Raw genomic sequence first — 17190 nt, 5'->3', positions numbered from 1 at the left:
CGGTAGGTGCACTGGCCATGATTCCCTACCCACTGGTTACCGACCGGTACACCCCTGCCGCGGTGGTCACCGGGCACTGCGCGAGGTCCGGCGGGGTGCTGCCCGGGTTGTCGGTACCGGGTGCGAGACTGGCGAGCACCATGAACGTCTCGCTCCCCGATCACGGTCCGCACGCTCACGGTCCGCACGCGCACGGCCCGCACGCACACGGCCCGCGTCTGGCGGCCCTGCGCGGCGCCGCCGAGCAGCGCGGGCTGGACGCCCGGGCCCTGGCCGCGCTGGCGGCCAACCCCGGCTGCCGCCGCCGGGCCCTGCTGGACGCCGCCGGGGTGGACAAGGGCGCCGTGGCGGGTCGGCTCGGCCGTCCCGCGCCGTTCGGCCGCTCGCCCTTCGCGATCGCCCGCGGCACCGTCTTCGAGGCCCGGCTGAAGGCCGACGGCTGCGCGGCGCTGCTCACCCCGCTGCGCCAGCACCTCGGTCTGCCCGCCGACGACGGCAGCCGGCTGACCATCCCGGACCTGCTGCCGCGCTCCGGTCCGGCGGTGCGGGCGGCGCGCACCACCGAGGCGCTGGCCGAGGCGGTCGCCGCCTCGCTGGCCGACCCGGACTGCTGGACGCTGCTCGACCACCCGCTGCTGCGGCTCACCGTGGCCGGCGCGCCGGCCTACCTGGAGCCGGACGCGGTGCTGGTGCACGGCGGGCGGTGCACCGTGGTCGAGATCAAGTCCTTCCCGGTGCTGGACGGTTCGGCCGACCCCGCGAAGGTCGGTGCGGCCACCCGGCAGGCCGCGGTCTACGTGCTGGCGCTGCTGGAGGCGGCCGGGTACGACGGGCACGGGCCGGCCTTCCCCGAGCCGCCGGCCGCCGCGCTGCCCGGCGGCCCGGAGCCCGTGGTCCTGCTGGTCTGCCCCAAGGACTTCGGGCAGACGCCGGTGGCCGCCGCGATCGACGTCCGGCGCGAACTGGCCACCACCCGGCGCCAGCTGGCCCGGATGACCCGGATCGAGGAGTTGCTGGACACGCTGCCGCCCGGGATCAGCTTCGATCTCGCGCCGGACGACGCGGGCCGGCCCACCAGGCCGGTGGCCGAGTTGGCGACGGCGGTGGACACCGTGCCCGCCGTCTACGGTCCGGAGTGCCTGTCGGCCTGCGAGTTGGGGTTCCACTGCCGGGCGCAGGCGCGGGCAGCCGGCGCGGTCGAGCAGCTGGGGCGCGGGGTGCGGGCCGATCTGGGCGACCTGCGCACCGTGGACGGCGTCCTGGCGGTGGCCTGCCCGGGGGCGCGGGCAGAGACCCGGCACCCCGGAAACGGCGACAGAAACGGCGACGGAAACGGCGACGAGGCGGCCGAGCGGCTGCGGTACGCCGCCGCGCTGCGCGCCGAGGCGCTGGGCGGGCCGCCCCTGGTCACCGGCGCCGCCACCGCGCCAGCCGCCGATGCCGAGCCGGCGGCGGTGTCCGGGTGAGCCTGCTGACCACGCTCGCCCGGCTGGAGGCGATCCGCAGCGGGCACGCCGAGCCGCTGGCCACCGTGCGGCACCGGTACCTCTCGGACCGTCCGATGGTGCTGATCCCCCTGGCCACCGCGGCGGAGGACGGCGCGCCACTGGCCGTGCTGCTCGGCACCGACCGCGCCGAGCCCCGGTTGCACTTCGTGCCGCAGCCGCTCAACCGGGACGGCCGCGCGGAGTTCCTGGCCGCGCTGGCCGACGAGTTGCTGCCCTATCTGGAGTCCTTCGCCGAGGCGGTCGAGCTGATCGAGGGCTCCGAGAAGGACCCGGCCACCGGCGAGAAGACCCCGGTCACCCGCGAGCTGTGCGCCGACGCACCGCAGCTGATCGTGCCCAACGCCGGCTCGGTGCGGCACCTGGCGCTGCTCGGGCGGGCCACCCGGTTCCGTCGCACGGCCGAGGAGCCGGACCCGGGCCCCTACCCCGCGCCGGCCCGGGTGCCGCTGCTGGGGCGCTGGCTGACCCATCTCACCGAGCGCGCCCAGGTGCCCGGCGCGGGCCTGCTGCTGCCGATGACCGGGCTGCTGGCCCGGCACTGGGCCACCGGCCAGAGCCTGCTGGAGGACCAGCAGTTGGCCGCCCAGCTGGCCTGGCACAGCCCGCCGCCCGGGCGCACCGGCGCCGAGCAGGCCGAGCTGGCCGAGACCGCCAGGGACGAGCGCGGCCAGCTGCTGCACCCGCCGGCCGGGCCGGCCACCGATCCGCGCTTCGACGAGAAGCTGCTGGCCCCGGCGATCGCCCGCTATGACGCGGCACTGGCGGCGCTGCGCCAGGCCCGCAGCCGTCAGGGCAGTACCAAGGCGCCCCAGGCCGTCCAGGCCATCGGGGCCGCGGAAGCCACCCAGCCCACCGACCACGGCGCCCCCGGGCAGCACCTCGCCGGCGACGGAACGCCGGTCCGCGAGGCCGAGGCCGCCCTGCGGCACAGCATCGCCGAGCTGCGCCGGCTGCTGCTCGACGTCCTGCTGCCCACCTGGCAGGACGTCTGGCACGGGCTCGACCTGCTGCGCACGCTGCCGCCGGGCGGGCACGTCGCCGAGCGCTGGGAGGGCGACCGCTGGTCCTACACCGGCCACCGGGACCGTCTCGCAGCCGGTGAGCCGCCCCAGCCGCGGGTGGACGACGCGGTGACGGCGGCCCGCAAGCTCGCCCAGCGCGAGCGCGAGCAGGTCCGGGTCGAGGTGCAGGAGGCGCTGGACGATCCGCTGGCGATGGCCGAACGGCGGCTGGCCGGTGAGGCGTTCAGCGCGGTGGTGGTCGAGGTGGTACCGGAGTACGACACCAGCGGCCGCTCCCCCAAGCCGCGCCCGCTGCTGACGCTGCGCACCGGCGACCGGCCGCACGCCGATCCGGGCCGGGAGGTGCACCGCGCCTCGGCGCCCACCGCGCAGAAGGCCGAGGTGGTGGCGTTCGACCCGGCGGCGGGCCTGGTCACACTGCGGGTGCTGACCGGGATGGGGCGCCGCAAGGAGCCCGAGCCGGGCAGCCTGCCCGAGCCCGGGCAGACGGTGGTGTTCACCCTCTTCGAGTTGACACCGCGTCAGTCCGCCCCGCTGCCCGAGCCGGCCGACACTCCGTGGACACACGGCGGTCCGCCGTCGGCCGCCCGGAATTCGACTTCCGGACTGGAGGAGTGGGCATGAGCAGCACTGTGAGCCTTCTGACGCCCGGCCCCGCTGACCCGGCTGACCCCGCCACCGGCGGCCTATCGGCTGCCACGGCCATCGCCACCGCCACCGCCGACCCGTCGGCGGCCGCCGACGCCGCCGTCGCGGCGATCCTGGCGGCCACCGTCCACCCGGCCCCGGGCGCGCCGCGCGGGGTGGTGGTCGACTCGCCCCCAGGCGCCGGCAAGTCGACGCTCGTGGTCAAGGCGGCCCGGGAGCTGGTCGCGGCCGGCGAGCGGCTGATGATCGTGGCCCAGACGAACAGTCAGGTCGACGACCTGGTCGACCGGCTGGCCGCCAAGAGCCCCGAGCTGACCATCGGCCGGCTGCACAGCGGTGAGGCCCGCCCGGCGGCCGAGGCGCTGCGCCACCCGAACGTGACGGCGAGCAGCAAGCCGGGCGACCTGCTGGAGCTGGACGTGGTGGTATCCACCGCCGCCAAGTGGCAGTGGGTCAAGGATGTCGAGCCCTGGCGGCACGCGATCGTGGACGAGGCGTACCAGATGCGCTCGGACGCGCTGCTGGCCGTCGCCCGGCTCTTCGAGCGGGCGCTGTTCGTCGGCGATCCCGGGCAGCTCGACCCGTTCACCGTGGTCGGCACCGAGCAGTGGACGGGGCTGTCCTACGACCCCTCCAGCAGTGCGGTGGTCACCCTGCTCGCGCACAACCCGGCCATCGTGCCGCACCGGCTGCCGGTCTCCTGGCGGCTGCCGGCCTCGGCGGCGCCGCTGATCTCGCAGGCCTTCTACCCGTACACGCCGTTCCGCTCGGGGACCGGGCCCGGCGACCGGCTGCTGATCCCGCGCGAGCGGGCCGACGGCGGCCCGGTGGACGCGGCGATCGACGAGGCCGCCGAGCACGGCTGGGCGCTGCTCGAACTGCCGGCCCGGCGCACCGTGCGCACCGACCCGCAGGCGGTGGCGGCGGTCGCGGCCACCGTGCGCCGGCTGCTGGACCGGGGTCTCACGGCCGGCTCGGAGCAGGGGCGGCTGCCGTTGACCCCCGGGCGGATCGCGGTCGGCACCGCGCACCGCGACCAGGCGGCCGCCGTGCGGGCCGCGCTCACCGCGCTCGGCGTCCCGGTGGACCCGGTGGTGGGCCCGGCCGTGACCGTGGACACCGCCAACCGGCTGCAGGGGCGCGAGTACGACGTGACGGTGGTGCTGCACCCGCTCTCCGGGCGCCCGGACGCCACCGCCTTCCATCTGGAGACCGGCCGGCTCTGCGTGCTGGCCTCGCGCCACCGGCACGCCTGCATCGTGGTGGCCAGGGCCGGGATTCCCGAACTGCTGGACGAGCATCCGGCCACCGAGCCGGTGCAGCTGGGCAGCGCGGTGCGGATCCCGCCCGGCTGGGAGGAGAAGATCGGCGGCCGGCTGATCCCGCTGCTGGAGCGGGTCGGGGCGCACTTCCCCGATGGTTGGGAGGCCAACTACCAGGTGCTCCAGCACCTGGGCGAGCACCGGGTGCGCCTGTAAGGCCCTGTCCGGCGGGCCCGGGCACGCGCCCCCCGGCGCGGTATCCGCGGGAGCGCCTGTCTTGGCACCGTTCCGTCCGGGGTGGGGCACGAGCGACAATGGACGACGGCCGAACGGACGACGGCCACTCGCCGACCGGCGATGCTGCCGGTCCCCGTCATCAAAGGTGCCCTCGCATGCCCGATCGCCAAGACCCGCCGCGCCGCCTGCGGCCGGCTCCGCTGCTCTTCGAGCCCGATGCCCTGGTCGCCGAACCGGAGCGGTTCTTCCAGTTGGAGAGCATCGAGGACCCGGCGGAACTGCTGCGCCGATCGACCGAGTTGGCACTCGCGTTCCGGACGGCGGCCGAGCGGGCCACCGACTTCCAGGCCATCGCGGCCGCCCAGCTCGCCGATCCGCGCCGGTTCGACGCCCTGACCCCCGCCGAGGTGGCGGCCCGGGCGGACTGGACGGCGGACTACGCGGCCCGGATGGTCGAGTACGGCCGTGGTCTGCTGCGCCCGCGTCGACCCGACGAGGACTGAGCGCGGCGCCGGGGCGCGCGTACCGGCCCCCACCGGGCCGCTGGCATATGCGGCGGGGAAGCGTACGCCGCCCGTCCTGGCCCTGTCCGGCGAATCCGGCTTTCGTTGCGGGCCCGGCGCGACTCGGCGCACCCTGCTGCGCGTGGATATCTGGACGGAGCAATCAGAGCGGTCCGTGGCGCACCTCACCTCGGCGGGCGAGGCCTGGCTGGCCTCGGCCAGCCAGTACCCGCGCAGCCTGCGGGCACTGTGGGAGGCCCGCCCCTGGGCACCGACCGTGCTGCCCTGCGGCCGGGCCTTCGATGTGATCAGCCTGCCGGCCCTGTTCGGCCGCCGGGTGCTGGACGAACTGTGGTCCTCGGGCCCGGGCTGTGGACCGGTGGCCGAGCACCGGGGGCGCACCCTGCTCTTCGTCCAGCCCGGTGCCGCGCCCCGGCTGCGCACACTGCTCGCCTGGGAGGAGTGGGCCCGGGACGTTCCGCCGCTGCTCTGCCACGGCCGGGGCGACGCGGTCACCGTGCCGCCGGTGCGGCGGGCGCCGGAGCCGCCTGCCGCCCCGGGCGTGGCGGCGGGGCGCTGGATCGTCGCCCCGGACACCCGGGAGCCCTGGCTGCCGAGCGCCGGGGTGCTGCTCTGGGCCTGCGTGCGGGCGGCCCGGGGGGCCGCCGGACAGGGCACCGGGCCGGCCGACGAGCCGGCCGACGAGCCGCTGGACGGCCCGGCCGGCCCGGGCGCCCCCCTGGCGGTATTCGATTTTGGCTCCGCCTGAGGCCGCTGCTAGAGTCTTCTCTGTCAGCAGGCGCCGCTAGCTCAGTTGGTTAGAGCAGCTGACTCTTAATCAGCGGGTCCGGGGTTCGAGTCCCTGGCGGCGCACCGACGGTCGAAGGCCCCTCGCGAGAGCGAGGGGCCTTCGGCGTTCTCCCGCACCGTTCTCCCGTCCCCAGCCGTCCCCAGCCGTCCCGACACTGCCACATGGCCGAAGGGGGCCCCGGGCGGCTGCCCGGAACCCCCTTCGCTCAGGCCGGAGCCGTGATCAGCGCCCGCGCAGCGTGCGGTACTTGGCGACCAGCGTCGCGCTGGAGCTGTCCAGGTGGTCGCCGCCCTCGCCGGTCAGCAGCACCGGCTCGATCTTCTTGGCGAGCACCTTGCCGAGCTCCACGCCCCACTGGTCGAAGGAGTCGATGTTCCAGATCGCGCCCTGCACGAAGACCTTGTGCTCGTAGAGCGCGATCAGCTGGCCGAGCACCGAGGGGGTCAGCTCCTCGGCGAGGAAGACCGTGGTCGGGTGGTTGCCGCGGAAGGTGCGGTGCGGGACCTGGAACTCGGCCACGCCCTCGGCGCGGACCTCCTCGGCGGTCTTGCCGAAGGCGAAGGCCTGCGCCTGGGCGAAGAAGTTGGCCATCAGCAGGTCGTGCTGGGCGACCAGGCCGGGGGTCAGGTCGGCGACCGGCTTGGCGAAGCCGATCAGGTCGGCCGGGATCACCTTGGTGCCCTGGTGCAGCAGCTGGTAGTAGGCGTGCTGGCCGTTGGTGCCGGGGGTGCCCCAGACGACCGGCCCGGTGGTCCAGCCGACCGGGCTGCCGTCGCGCTGCACCGACTTGCCGTTGGACTCCATGTCCAGCTGCTGCAGGTAGGCGGTGAACTTGGAGAGGTAGTGCGAGTAGGGCAGCACCGCGTGCGACTGGGCGTCGAAGAACTGCCCGTACCAGATGCCGAGCAGGCCGAGCAGCAGCGGGACGTTCTCGGCCGCCGGGGCGGTGCGGAAGTGGTCGTCGACCAGGCGGAAGCCCTCCAGCATCTCCTGGAAGCGCTCCGGGCCGATCGCGATCATCAGCGACAGGCCGATCGCCGAGTCGTAGGAGTAGCGGCCGCCGACCCAGTCCCAGAACTCGAACATGTTCTCGACGTCGATGCCGAAGTCGGCCACGCCCGGGCCGTTGGTGGACAGCGCCACGAAGTGCTTGGCCACCGCCTCCTGGCCGGCGCCCAGCTGCCCCAGCAGCCAGTCCCGGGCCGAGGTGGCGTTGGTGATCGTCTCGATCGTGGTGAAGGTCTTGGAGGCGACGATGAAGAGCGTCTCGGCCGCGTCCAGGTCGCGCACCGCCTCGTGCAGGTCGGCGCCGTCCACGTTGGAGACGAAGCGGACGGTGAGGTCGCGCTGGGTGTAGGAGCGCAGCACCTCGTAGGCCATCGCGGGGCCGAGGTCGGAGCCGCCGATGCCGATGTTGACGACGTTCTTGATCCGCTTGCCGGTGTGCCCGGTCCAGGCGCCGCCGCGCACCCGGTCGGCGAAGCCGGCCATCTTGTCCAGGACCGCGTGCACCTCGGGCACCACGTTGACGCCGTCCACCTCGACCACCGCGCCGCGCGGAGCGCGCAGCGCGGTGTGCAGCACGGCGCGGTCCTCGGTGACGTTGATCTTCTCGCCGCGGAACATCGCGTCGCGCAGGCCCGCGACGTCCATCGCCTCGGCCAGCTCGCGCAGCAGCTCCAGGGTCCGGTCGGTCACCAGGTGCTTGGAGTAGTCCAGGTACAGGTCGCCGACCTGCAGGGTGTAGCGGCTGCCGCGCTCGGGGTCGGCGGCGAACAGCTCACGCAGGTGCAGCTCACCGATCTCCTCCCGGTGCTTGCCGAGGGCGGCCCACTGCGGGGTACGGTCCAGGGGGGTACGGCCGTCGGCCATAGGTGTCTCCTCGGTCTCTGCGCCGGGTTGTCGTCAGTCGGACACAGCCTACGGAACAGTCAGGGCTGGTCGTGCCACCCGCACCTGACACAGTGCCGTCATTTCCGTTCCGAGCGCAGGTCCAGACCGCGCAGCACGTGGTCGACCAGTTCCGGGTCCGCGCCCGGCTCGCCGCGGGCGAGCAGCACCTCGCGGCGCGAGGCGGCCAGCAACTCCTGCTCCACCTCGCGCAGTTTGCGCAGCCGCGAGACCCGCTGCCGGGCCTCGTTCGCCTCTTCCTCCTCGTACTGCTCCGGGCAGAGCCGCGCCAGCCGGTCATGCTGGCGTTCCCGGAGCTTCTCCACGAGTTCGATCGGCAGCCGGTCCTCCTCCTCCAGCTCGGCCAGCCGCGCCAGCGCCGCGTGGGCCGCCCGGCCCCACAGCTCCCGCTGCTTCTGTTCGCGCAGGTCCAGGTGCGGATCGATGCCGAGCCGCCGCACCAGCCAGGGCAGCGAGAGCCCCTGCACCAGCAGGGTGAAGAGCACCACGCTGAACGCCGTGAAGACGATCCGCCCGCGCCCGGGGAAGTCGTGGCCGCCGTGCGTGGTGAACGGGATGGCCAGGGCGAGCGCCACGGTGGCCACCCCGCGCATGCCCGACCACCAGAGCACCACGGTCTCGCGCCAGCTGAGCGGGGTGTCCTCCTCGCCGCGGCTGAGCCGCTTGGAGAGCCAGGCGGCCGGCAGCAGCCAGATCAGCCGGACCAGCACCACCACGGTGATCACCACCGCCGCGTCGCCGAGCATCGAGTGCCAGCCGGCCCCGGCGTCCTTGAGCACGGTGGCCAGCTCCAGGCCGATCAGACCGAAGGCGACACCGGTGATCAGGGTCTCCACGATGTCCCAGAAGGCGCTGCCCACCAGCCGGTAGGAGACGTCGTCGGCGTCCGCCGCCCGGTCGGCCAGGTAGAGGCCGACCACCACCACGGCCAGCACGCCCGAGCCCTCGATCTCCTCGGCCAGGGTGTAGGCGGCGAACGGCACCAGCAGGTTGAGCGCGACCTGCTGGGTGGGGTCGTCGAGCAGGGCGCCGATCCTGGTGGCCAGCCAGCCGATCACGACCCCGACCACCACGGCCACCACCGCCGACAGCACGAAGCGCAGCAGCGCGTGCGGCACCGAGAAGTCGCCGTCCACCACCGCCTCGACGGCCAGCGAGTAGACCACGATCGCGGTCACGTCGTTGAACAGCCCCTCGCTCTCCAGCACCGACACCAGCCGCCGGGGCAGGCCGACGCTGCCGGCCACCGCCACCGCGGCCACCGGGTCGGGCGGCGAGACCAGCGCGCCCAGTGCCACCGCGGCCGCCACCGGCAGCGCGGGCGCCAGCCAGTGGAAGGACGCGGCGACCACCGTGGTGGTGACCACCACCAGGGCGACGGCCAGCAGCAGGATCGAGCGCAGATTGGCCCGGAAGTAGGCGAGCGAGGCGCGCCGGGCCACCGCGAAGATCAGCGGCGGCAGCACCAGCGGCAGGATCAGGTCCGGGTCGACCGCGATGTTGGGGATCTGCGGGACCAGCGCCATCACCAGGCCGAGCACCGTCATCAGCACCGGCTGCGGAACGCCGGTGCGGCGGCCCAGCGGCATGGTGACCACGGAGGCGAGCAGCACCAGGAAGAGCAGGGACAGCTGTGCCACGCGCGGATCCTCTCCTATCGGGACAGGGCGAGTGTAGATATGACAAACCTAGGCGACCCGCCCCGCCGCGCCGACGGGGGCCGACGGCCCAGGGCCCGTCGGGGGCACCGGCCGATTCGGAGAATCGGCTGCTGACCAGGTAATGTTCTCTTCGTCAGCAGGCGCCGCTAGCTCAGTTGGTTAGAGCAGCTGACTCTTAATCAGCGGGTCCGGGGTTCGAGTCCCTGGCGGCGCACCTGTCAGTACTGAGGGCTCTCCTTCGCTTCGGCGAAGGAGAGCCCTCAGTCGTTTCCGGCATGCTTCCCGCTCGGCCGGCGCGGCTGCGCGAGGCGGCCTACACCGAGGCCCAGGCGGCCGGTGCCCGGTAGTCGACGGCCGCCTGCCAGGCGCTGCGGCGGCGCGGCAGCCGGGCCGGGCCGGCCGGCTGCCGCGCCGCCGGCCGGGCGAGCAGGACGGCGATGACGGCGGCGAGTTCCTCGGCGGTGGGGTTGCCGCACAGCACCCGCAGCGTGATGGTCCCGGTCATCCGACGAGCATGACATCGCGCGGGGCGGAGAACCATCAAGATTTCCTGAACACCGCAGCACTGCCGCCGCACTGACGGGCCGGGCGCCGATCGCCCGCCGGGGCTATCCTGGGCGACGGCACGGCCCTGACCGAAGGGCACGAGAATGCGCGTCGGAATCACCGGGTACCAGGGGCTCTCCGACCTGACCGAACTGCTGGTGCGCGGCGAGCTGTGGCGCCTGGTGACCACGTTCGGACCGTACGAGCTGGTCGGCGTCACCGCACTGCGGCCCGGTCCCGAGACCTGGTTCGCCCATGCGGTGCGCGAGCACGGCGGCAAGGTGGAGATCATCCTGCCGGCCGGTGCCGGGCCGCTGCCGCGCGGCGAACTCGCCCGCGAGGCCACCGCCGTGCACCGGCTGGCACCCGTCGCGGCCGGCGGGCTCGGGGACGACCTCGGCCGGGCGCTGGTCGGCATGGTGGACGAGCTGATCGCGGTCTGGGACGGCACGCCCGGTGGCGAGCCCGCCGAGATCGCGGCGCTGACCCGCCGGGCCGGGCTCTGGGTGCACGAGGTGTGGCCGACCGGCAGCGAGCGGCCGGCGCTGCGCTGAGGTGCGGGCCATCGGGAGCCGCCACGGACCGCCGCGGGGCCGTCGGGGCCGCTGTGGGCCGCCCGGGAAGAGCTGACGCGCAACCTCCTCTGGTGTGCTCGACTTTCCCCTCCAACCGCGCGGCCGAGGGGTTTAGAGTCAACGCCGTAGTAACCACGTCGTGACGTAGTGCGTCGTATGAGGGGAAAACGTGATCAACATTTTGATCGCCGAGGACATGCACGTGCTTCGCAGAGCGCTGGTCGCGCTGCTGGAACTGGAGGACGACCTGCGTGTGGTGGCCGAGTTGGGGTCCGGCGACGACGTGGTCCCCCGGGCGCTGGCCACCAATCCGGACGTCGCGGTGCTGGACATCGACCTGCCGGGGCTGGACGGCATCAGCGCGGCCGCGGCCCTGCACACCGCGGCGCCGCACTGCCGCACCCTGATCCTCACCAGCCTGGGCCGGCCCGGCAACCTGCGCCGCGCGATGTCGGCCCAGGTGGCCGGCTTCCTGCTGAAGGACATCGAGCCCGCCCAACTGGCCGCCGCGATCCGCACCGTGGCGGCCGGCGGCCGGGCGGTCGACCCGGTGCTGGCCCTCGCCGCGCTGGACACCGAGGCGACCCCGCTGACCAGCCGCGAGCTGGAGGTGCTGCGGCTGGCCGCCGAGGGGGCGGAGGCCCGGCAGATCGCGGCCAAGCTCTTCCTGTCCGCGGGGACCGTGCGCAACTACCTGACCACCGTGGTCAGCAAGCTGAACGCGCGCAACCGGGTGGACGCCATCCGGATCGCCCGCGAGGCCGGCTGGCTCTAGCGGGCGGGGGCCGGGGGTCAGCCGGACTGGGCCCCCGCGCCCGCACCCGCGCCGGACAGCACCGGATCGTCGGCGGTCTGCGTCGGCACCGCCGCCAGGTCGATCTCGGCCCGCAGCCGGAACCAGCCGTCCGTGTCATGGCCCGCGCTCAGCGTGCCGCCCAGCGCGCCGACCCTGGTGGTGAGGTTGCCGATGCCGCCGCCACCGTTGCCCTGCTCGCGATCGCGCGGCTCCGGCACCCGGGCGGTGCCGTCGTTCTCCAGGCAGAACCGGATCAGCCCGCCCTGTCCCACCGCTTCGATCCGGCACTGCTCGACCTTGCTGTGCCGCAGCATGTTGGTCAGCCCCTCGCGCAGCACGGTGGCCAGCACCGTCTCCACCTTCTGCGGCAGCGGCCCGTGGTCCAGCCGGACCCGGGTGCGGATGCCGAGTGTGGTGAGCATCGAGCGGGCGTCCTCGACCTCCGCCTCCAGCGACATGTCCCGGTAGCCGCGGGCCACCGCCCGCACATCGGCCAGCGCCTGCCGCGCCGTCTGCAGGATCTCCGTCAACTCAGCCTGGGCCAGGGCGGACTGTGCCGGCACCAGCCGGTAGGCCAGTTCGCATTTCAGGGTGATCGCCGAGAGGCTGTAGCCGAGCAGGTCGTGCAGGTCACGGGCGAACCGCAGCCGCTCCTGAGCGACCGCGAGGCGGGCCAGCTCGGCCCGCGAGCGGTGCACCTCGGCCACCATGTCGGTCAGCCGCGACAACCCGTACACCACCAGCCCGTTGGTACAGGTGGCCACGCTGATGTAGAAGGAATCGCTCCAGGAGAACCCGCCGTCGGTCATCAGCACGTTGCTGAGCACCACGACGCCCGCGAATGCCGGCCAGCCGAACCGGGCCGGCAGCAGCAGGAGCAGGGTTCCTGCGAGAAAGCTGGGAATGCCGATCCAGGCGTGCCCGAAGACCTCGAAGGGCGCATAGGTGAGAAACACCTGAGCGGCCAGGGTGAGCGGCCAGTACCGGGTCAACGTGGGGACGAATCGCGGAAAGGAGTGCACCAGTTGGAAGGCCAGCAGGGCGAACAGGGTGCCGATCCCACCGGCCAGCGTCAGCGCCGAGGGCTTCTCGGCTCTGATGTAGGTCACCGCGACCGCGAGGTAGCCGAGAAAGACCGCAGCGGTGATCATCATCGCCATTCTCGGTACCAGCTGCCGCTGCCTGTCCTCGTTGAAACGCTCGAAGTTGAAACGCTCGAAGCTGAAACGTCGGTAAGGAGCAGGTATCTGTGATGCTCTGGCCTTCAACACTCCCCCATTGACCTTCGCGCCGCCGAAGCCGCCTCGATCTTACGGGAGATGGGGCCGATTCGGCCGGAGTCGCACGGCAAAAAGGCCATCGGCCGACAGACGGCCGGTTATCCCCCCACTCCGGATTCGGCGGGCAGCGGAGCCGGCAGCGTCCCCACCACGAACTCGCCGACGCTGGACTCGATCGGCCACTCCAGCCCGAAGGCCCGTACGGCGGTGCGCGAGTCACCCGCGGCCAGGGCGCAACCCCCCAGCCCCATCGCGGTGGTGACCAGATAGAAGTTCTGCAGCAGGATCCCGACCTCCTTCAACAGGCTGGCGTAGGCGAGTCCGCTGAAGGCGTGCATCACCCGGCGGAAGTGGGCGGTGAAGACGATCAGCAGCGGCGGCCCACCGGTGCTGTCGGCGGCCGCGCGGGCGGCGGTCAGCATTTCCTCGGCCGCGTCGGGCGGCCCCTGCAGCGGCTGCAGCCGGTGGGCGTACGGGTCGTAGTGGTAGCAACCGGGCGCGAGTTCGGCCTGCGCCCCGACCACCAGGTAGACCTCCAGGGCGTAGACCGCGCCGGTGCCCGGCTGGGGCCGCTCGCCGCGCGGGCGGCCGAGCGCCTCGCCGGGCGAGGACTCGCGCGGGGTCCGCGACCGGGCGGCCCGGAAGAGCAGTTCGCCGATCTGGCGCAGGGTCAGCGGCTGCGGGCCGAAGTCGCACACCGAACGGCGGGCCTCCAGCACCTCGGTGAAGGCCGGCTCGATCATCGCCAGCCTGGTCAGGTCCGGGCGGAACAGCGCGATCGGCGCCGGGGAGCCGGGCCCCGCCGCGGGCGCACCGGACCCGGCGGTCCCGAAGTCCCGGTCGTGGCGCCCCAGGCGGCTGCCGGTGTGGGTCATCAGGTCGTCCGGCGACCAGCCCATCCGGTGCGGGTCCTCGTCCTCGGCCGCCACCTGCGGCCCGCCCTCGCACTCGCCCTCGCACTCGGCGGCCAGCACCGCCACCCCGGCCCCCACCAGGTGGCCCACCGCCTGGGCCACCAAGGGAGCGGGCAGCGCGTCCACCTGCTCGCCGAAGAAGCGCGGCAGCGGCCCCGAGCCGTCCAGCAGCCGCACCAGCCAGGCCGCCTCGGGACGGTGCAGCTCCACCCGGTGGTCGGCGACCGGCGACTCCAGCCGCAGCCCGCCCTCGGCGTAGCGCAGCACCGCGAAGCGCGACAGCCTGGCCCGCCGCCCCGGCGGCACCGGCATCGGCTCGTAGACGGCGTCCTTGGCCACCGGCACCACCGACAGCAGCGGCATCCCGCCGTAGGCGAGCGAACGCACGACCACGCCGCGCAGCCGGTCCAGGTCCTGCTGCAACGCCCGCACCCGCGGGTCGGCCACCGCCGCCCCGGGCTTCCCCTCGGCCGGGAAGCCGGGCAGCACGTTGCGCAGGGAGACCGGGCCGAGCTGCATCCGCCGCAGCGCCTCGCGCAGCTCAGGGCTCGGTTCGGCGAAGTGCACCAGACCCCAGCGGGTATGGACGTCCAGCGCGGTCCCGTCCACGGCGTCGCCCTCGATCAGGGTGTCCGTGCGCAGGGACCAGAGTTCGGTGAGCTGCGGAGCGGCGAGACTGTCGATACGCACGATGGTTCCTGGATGCTCAGGGGTGGGAGGCTGTCAGCGGCGCGGGCCGTCCGGTCGGCGGGTTCACCGGCCGGCCGCACGGTCGGCTCTTCAGAGGAACATGGGGATCGGGTTGAGGTCCTCGTAGCGGGTCGGTGCGGCCAGTCGGCCCAGCTGTACCGGCACGTCGAACAGTCTCCCCGGGGCGTAGCGGTTCCAGTGCGAACGCAGCCCGGGCACCACGGCCTTCACCACCGGCAGGCCCACCTCCGGTCGGCTCTGGTCGAGCACCAGCAACTCCAACCCCGCTGCGCGCAAGGCATCTTCCACCACGGCGAGGTCCTCGCGCAGGTCGCCACGCGGCGGATTGACATAATCGCCTGGTCTTACTGCGGGCTTCGTCAAGTCCGGTACGAGGTAGGGCTGGTCAGCCAGGGTGGCGGTGCGCATCCAGTGCAGGATGTCGGGGTCGGCGATGCCGTAGCCGCTGCCGTCCGCCGTGGCCTCGACCACGCCCGGCAGCAGCTGGTTGACCTCCGCCAGTGCCCGGCGCAGTGCCACACCCGGATCCAGGTGCGCGCCGAAGCCGAGCATCAGGTCCTCGGCCGGCTTGTCGGTGCGCCGTGAGAGCGCGACCATCACCGGGATGCCCAGGTCGGCGGTCAGGTCCAGCGCCCACACCTCGCGGTTCAGCCGCTTGTGCACCGCGCGGAGTTCGGCGATCCACGGGTCCTGCCAGGCGTCCAGGTCCACCGCCGGCTGCCGGGTGCGGTTGTACCACCACAGCGCGATCGCGTCCCGCTCGACCAGCTCGAGGGTGCCCTGCAGCACGGCCTCCTCCAGGCTGCCGCCGGCCGCGCACCCGTTGGAGTTGGCCAGGCAGTAGCGGCGCCCGGCCGGCTGGGCGGCGTTGTAGTAGAGCAGCGAGGTCGGCAGCAGCCGCTGGCGCTGCTCGGTCAGCGACCACAGCGGCGTCCAGTCGATCCTGTCCTCGGGGTCGAACGGGTCGCAGATCTGGTGGAAGGCGCCGTGCTCGGCGTTCCACCGCTCCCGCCCCTGGTACTGGCGCGGGTCGTAGAGCTGGACGGTGTCCGGGTGCAGGGCCTGCTCGCCCAGTTCCCGGTATCCGGCCCGGCGCACCGGCTCGCCGCCCTGCCGGTAGCCGCAGAACCGCTCCAGCGCCTCGGCCAGTGCGCCGACCTGGGCCTGCAGCGCGGTCGTGCCCTTGCCGGAGGAGGTGCTGCGCAGGCCCTGGCGCACCGAGGCCAGGCCCTGCTCGCCGCCGACCGGGTTGGCCCCGGCGTGGAAGCAGTTGAGGAATTCCGGTCCGCGCGGGTCGCGCTGGATCTCCTTGACCAGCCCGGTCACCGGGTCCACCAGGTGGCCGTACCGCTCCAGCATCTGGTCCGGCGTCAGCGTCCGGTGCCCACCCGCGTCCAGGTGCAGTTTGGGTCGCGAGCGCAGCACCACCGGGGCCTGGATCCGGGCGGCGATCAGGCCCGGGTCGCCGCAGGCCGGGCACTCGGGGCGGCGGCGCACCGGGTGGTGCCGTCCGGTCAGCCGCAGGCTGTCCAGCGACCAGATCGCCTGCTGCCCGTCGTGGCGGTGACCGGCCAGCCACTTGGCGGCCTCCAGGGCGGCCAGGTTCAGTGCCGCGGCCCGGCCGGCGGGCAGCACGTTGGCCGGCCGGTGGGCCGGCCCCGAGCGGGCCAGCGAGCGCTGGATGTGCGCCTCGACCTGCCGGCCGCGCCAGAGCCGGTCGGCCAGGCAGGACCAGCACGCGCCGTCCGGGGTGAAGAACGGCCCGATCCACAGGTCGGGGCCGGTCACCCGGGCCGGCAGCCAGGCCCGGCCCTCGCCGCGCAGCACGGTGTCCAGGTCGCCGAGCGCCGGGTCCAGGTAGTCGGTGCAGAGCACCACCGTCAGGTCGGCCGGGCCCTGCTCGACGGCCCGCAGCCCGGCACCGACCAGTGCCTCGTGCAGCGGGCCGGTGCCGCCGGGGCCGACCGCGGCCGCCCGTACGGTGCCCTGCGCCAACCGCTCACCGGCGTCACTCGCGTCCAGGCCTGCCGCCGCCCAGTAGGCGTGCTCGGCGGCCCGCTCGGCGCGGGGCGGCTCGCCGGCGAGTTCGTGCAGCAGGCCGGCGGCCGCGAGCTTGGCGGTGAGGGCGGCGGTCTGCTCGGCCGGGATCTGGTCGGCCACCTCGCGCTGCAGGTCGGCCAGCCGTCGGGTGCCGTCCAGCAGTGGTGCCAGCCGGGCGATCTGGGCGCCGTGCAGGGCGGTCACCTGCTGGCCGGCCAGCACGTAGACGGCCTCGCCGGGGACCGGCTCGATCTGCAGATGCGGCTTGAAGGCGAGGAAGCGGTCGCCGACCGCGCTCTGTCGGGCCATCAGGCGAACACGGGCCGCTGGAAGACCGGGGCGGCGGACCAGGCCGAGTCGGCCCGGCAGAAGGTGGACACACACAGGTCGGCGGCCATCACGGCCTGCAGTCCCGGGGTGAGCTCCTCGATCAGCAGGTCGTCGCACTCGTGGCAGGGCAGGGGCGAGCTGGCACCCATGACGTACTCCTCGGGTCTCGGCGAACGTGCGGTGGGGGCGCCTTCGGTGGTGGGCGCCGGCTCGGCCTCGGTCGGTCGGGCTGGGGAAGAGTCTGTTTCCAGCACGGCCGTTCGGCCAGTGCCGCGCTCACGCGCCCGATGTGAAACATTCATAGGTCGGACCGGGTGAAACGCACACCCGAGTCGGGAGCCCTGCACTGGCTGCCCAGCCCCTTGATCAGGAACTCTGGTATGGCCACCGGGCCATCACGGCACGCGGGTTGAGTGCTCGTCAGGAGTGACGGCA

General features: G+C 73.8%; 14 protein-coding genes and 2 tRNA genes. 9 read left to right on the top strand and 7 right to left on the bottom strand.

Annotated features, from left to right (window positions below):
* The first annotated feature begins 17 nt into the window (after positions 1-17).
* From ACFZB9_RS26600 to ACFZB9_RS26575, 6 genes are all read left to right on the top strand, one after another.
* Complete coding sequence (locus ACFZB9_RS26600) at positions 18-1466, top strand: hypothetical protein (RefSeq protein ID WP_391451165.1); 1449 nt, start codon at positions 18-20, stop codon at positions 1464-1466.
* Positions 1463-3154, top strand: coding sequence for a hypothetical protein (locus ACFZB9_RS26595; RefSeq protein ID WP_391451163.1), 1692 nt, complete (start codon positions 1463-1465; stop codon positions 3152-3154). The genes ACFZB9_RS26600 and ACFZB9_RS26595 overlap by 4 nt, the downstream gene beginning before the upstream one ends.
* Positions 3151-4656, top strand: coding sequence for an AAA family ATPase (locus ACFZB9_RS26590; protein WP_391451161.1), 1506 nt, complete (start codon positions 3151-3153; stop codon positions 4654-4656). The genes ACFZB9_RS26595 and ACFZB9_RS26590 overlap by 4 nt, the downstream gene beginning before the upstream one ends.
* Positions 4657-4832: 176 nt before the next feature.
* Complete coding sequence (locus ACFZB9_RS26585; protein WP_391451159.1) at positions 4833-5180, top strand: hypothetical protein; 348 nt, start codon at positions 4833-4835, stop codon at positions 5178-5180.
* 142 nt (positions 5181-5322) lie between these two features.
* The gene (locus tag ACFZB9_RS26580; protein WP_391451157.1) at positions 5323-5949 is read left to right on the top strand and encodes a bifunctional DNA primase/polymerase; all 627 of its coding nucleotides are present in this window, start codon (positions 5323-5325) and stop codon (positions 5947-5949) included.
* A 30-nt stretch (positions 5950-5979) separates the two neighbouring features.
* A tRNA-Lys gene (locus tag ACFZB9_RS26575) sits at positions 5980-6053 on the top strand.
* A gap of 160 nt (positions 6054-6213) precedes the next feature.
* Here the strand turns inward: ACFZB9_RS26575 and pgi are convergent.
* Both pgi and ACFZB9_RS26565 read right to left on the bottom strand, forming a co-directional pair.
* Entirely contained in the window at positions 6214-7863 is a 1650-nt protein-coding gene (gene pgi / locus ACFZB9_RS26570) for a glucose-6-phosphate isomerase (RefSeq protein ID WP_391451155.1), read from the bottom strand.
* Positions 7864-7961: 98 nt separating this feature from the next.
* The gene (locus ACFZB9_RS26565; RefSeq protein WP_391451153.1) at positions 7962-9542 is read right to left on the bottom strand and encodes a Na+/H+ antiporter; all 1581 of its coding nucleotides are present in this window, start codon (positions 9540-9542) and stop codon (positions 7962-7964) included.
* Between the two features lie 161 nt (positions 9543-9703).
* Between ACFZB9_RS26565 and ACFZB9_RS26560 the strand changes: the two genes are divergently transcribed.
* Positions 9704-9777, top strand: a tRNA-Lys gene (locus ACFZB9_RS26560).
* A 99-nt stretch (positions 9778-9876) separates the two neighbouring features.
* On the opposite strand, the gene ACFZB9_RS26555 is transcribed toward ACFZB9_RS26560, so the two are convergent.
* Complete coding sequence (locus tag ACFZB9_RS26555; protein ID WP_391451151.1) at positions 9877-10068, bottom strand: acyl-CoA carboxylase subunit epsilon; 192 nt, start codon at positions 10066-10068, stop codon at positions 9877-9879.
* 145 nt (positions 10069-10213) lie between these two features.
* Between ACFZB9_RS26555 and ACFZB9_RS26550 the strand changes: the two genes are divergently transcribed.
* Both ACFZB9_RS26550 and ACFZB9_RS26545 read left to right on the top strand, forming a co-directional pair.
* On the top strand, positions 10214-10663 hold the full coding sequence (locus ACFZB9_RS26550; protein WP_391451149.1) for a hypothetical protein: 450 nt from the start codon (positions 10214-10216) through the stop codon (positions 10661-10663).
* Positions 10664-10853: 190 nt separating this feature from the next.
* Positions 10854-11459, top strand: coding sequence for a response regulator (locus ACFZB9_RS26545; protein ID WP_391451147.1), 606 nt, complete (start codon positions 10854-10856; stop codon positions 11457-11459).
* A gap of 17 nt (positions 11460-11476) precedes the next feature.
* Here ACFZB9_RS26545 and ACFZB9_RS26540 read toward each other — a convergent pair whose 3' ends face one another.
* From ACFZB9_RS26540 to ACFZB9_RS26525, 4 genes are all read right to left on the bottom strand, one after another.
* Positions 11477-12631 (bottom strand): sensor histidine kinase, encoded by a 1155-nt coding sequence (locus ACFZB9_RS26540; protein WP_391451145.1) that lies wholly within the window; start codon positions 12629-12631, stop codon positions 11477-11479.
* A gap of 227 nt (positions 12632-12858) precedes the next feature.
* Positions 12859-14364 carry a SagB family peptide dehydrogenase gene (locus ACFZB9_RS26535; RefSeq protein ID WP_391451143.1) on the bottom strand — a complete coding sequence of 502 codons (1506 nt, stop codon included), beginning with the start codon at positions 14362-14364 and terminating at the stop codon, positions 12859-12861.
* 90 nt (positions 14365-14454) lie between these two features.
* Positions 14455-16734 (bottom strand): TOMM precursor leader peptide-binding protein, encoded by a 2280-nt coding sequence (locus tag ACFZB9_RS26530; protein WP_391451141.1) that lies wholly within the window; start codon positions 16732-16734, stop codon positions 14455-14457.
* On the bottom strand, positions 16734-16904 hold the full coding sequence (locus tag ACFZB9_RS26525) for a hypothetical protein (protein WP_391451139.1): 171 nt from the start codon (positions 16902-16904) through the stop codon (positions 16734-16736). The genes ACFZB9_RS26530 and ACFZB9_RS26525 overlap by 1 nt, the downstream gene beginning before the upstream one ends.
* Positions 16905-17190 lie beyond the last annotated feature (286 nt).

It is taken from the genome of Kitasatospora sp. NPDC008050 (assembly GCF_042957465.1).
Taxonomy (GTDB): Bacteria; Actinomycetota; Actinomycetes; order Streptomycetales; family Streptomycetaceae; genus Kitasatospora.
The sequence above is the reverse complement of the archived record's forward strand: the minus strand, read 5'-3'. Positions and strand labels throughout refer to the sequence as shown.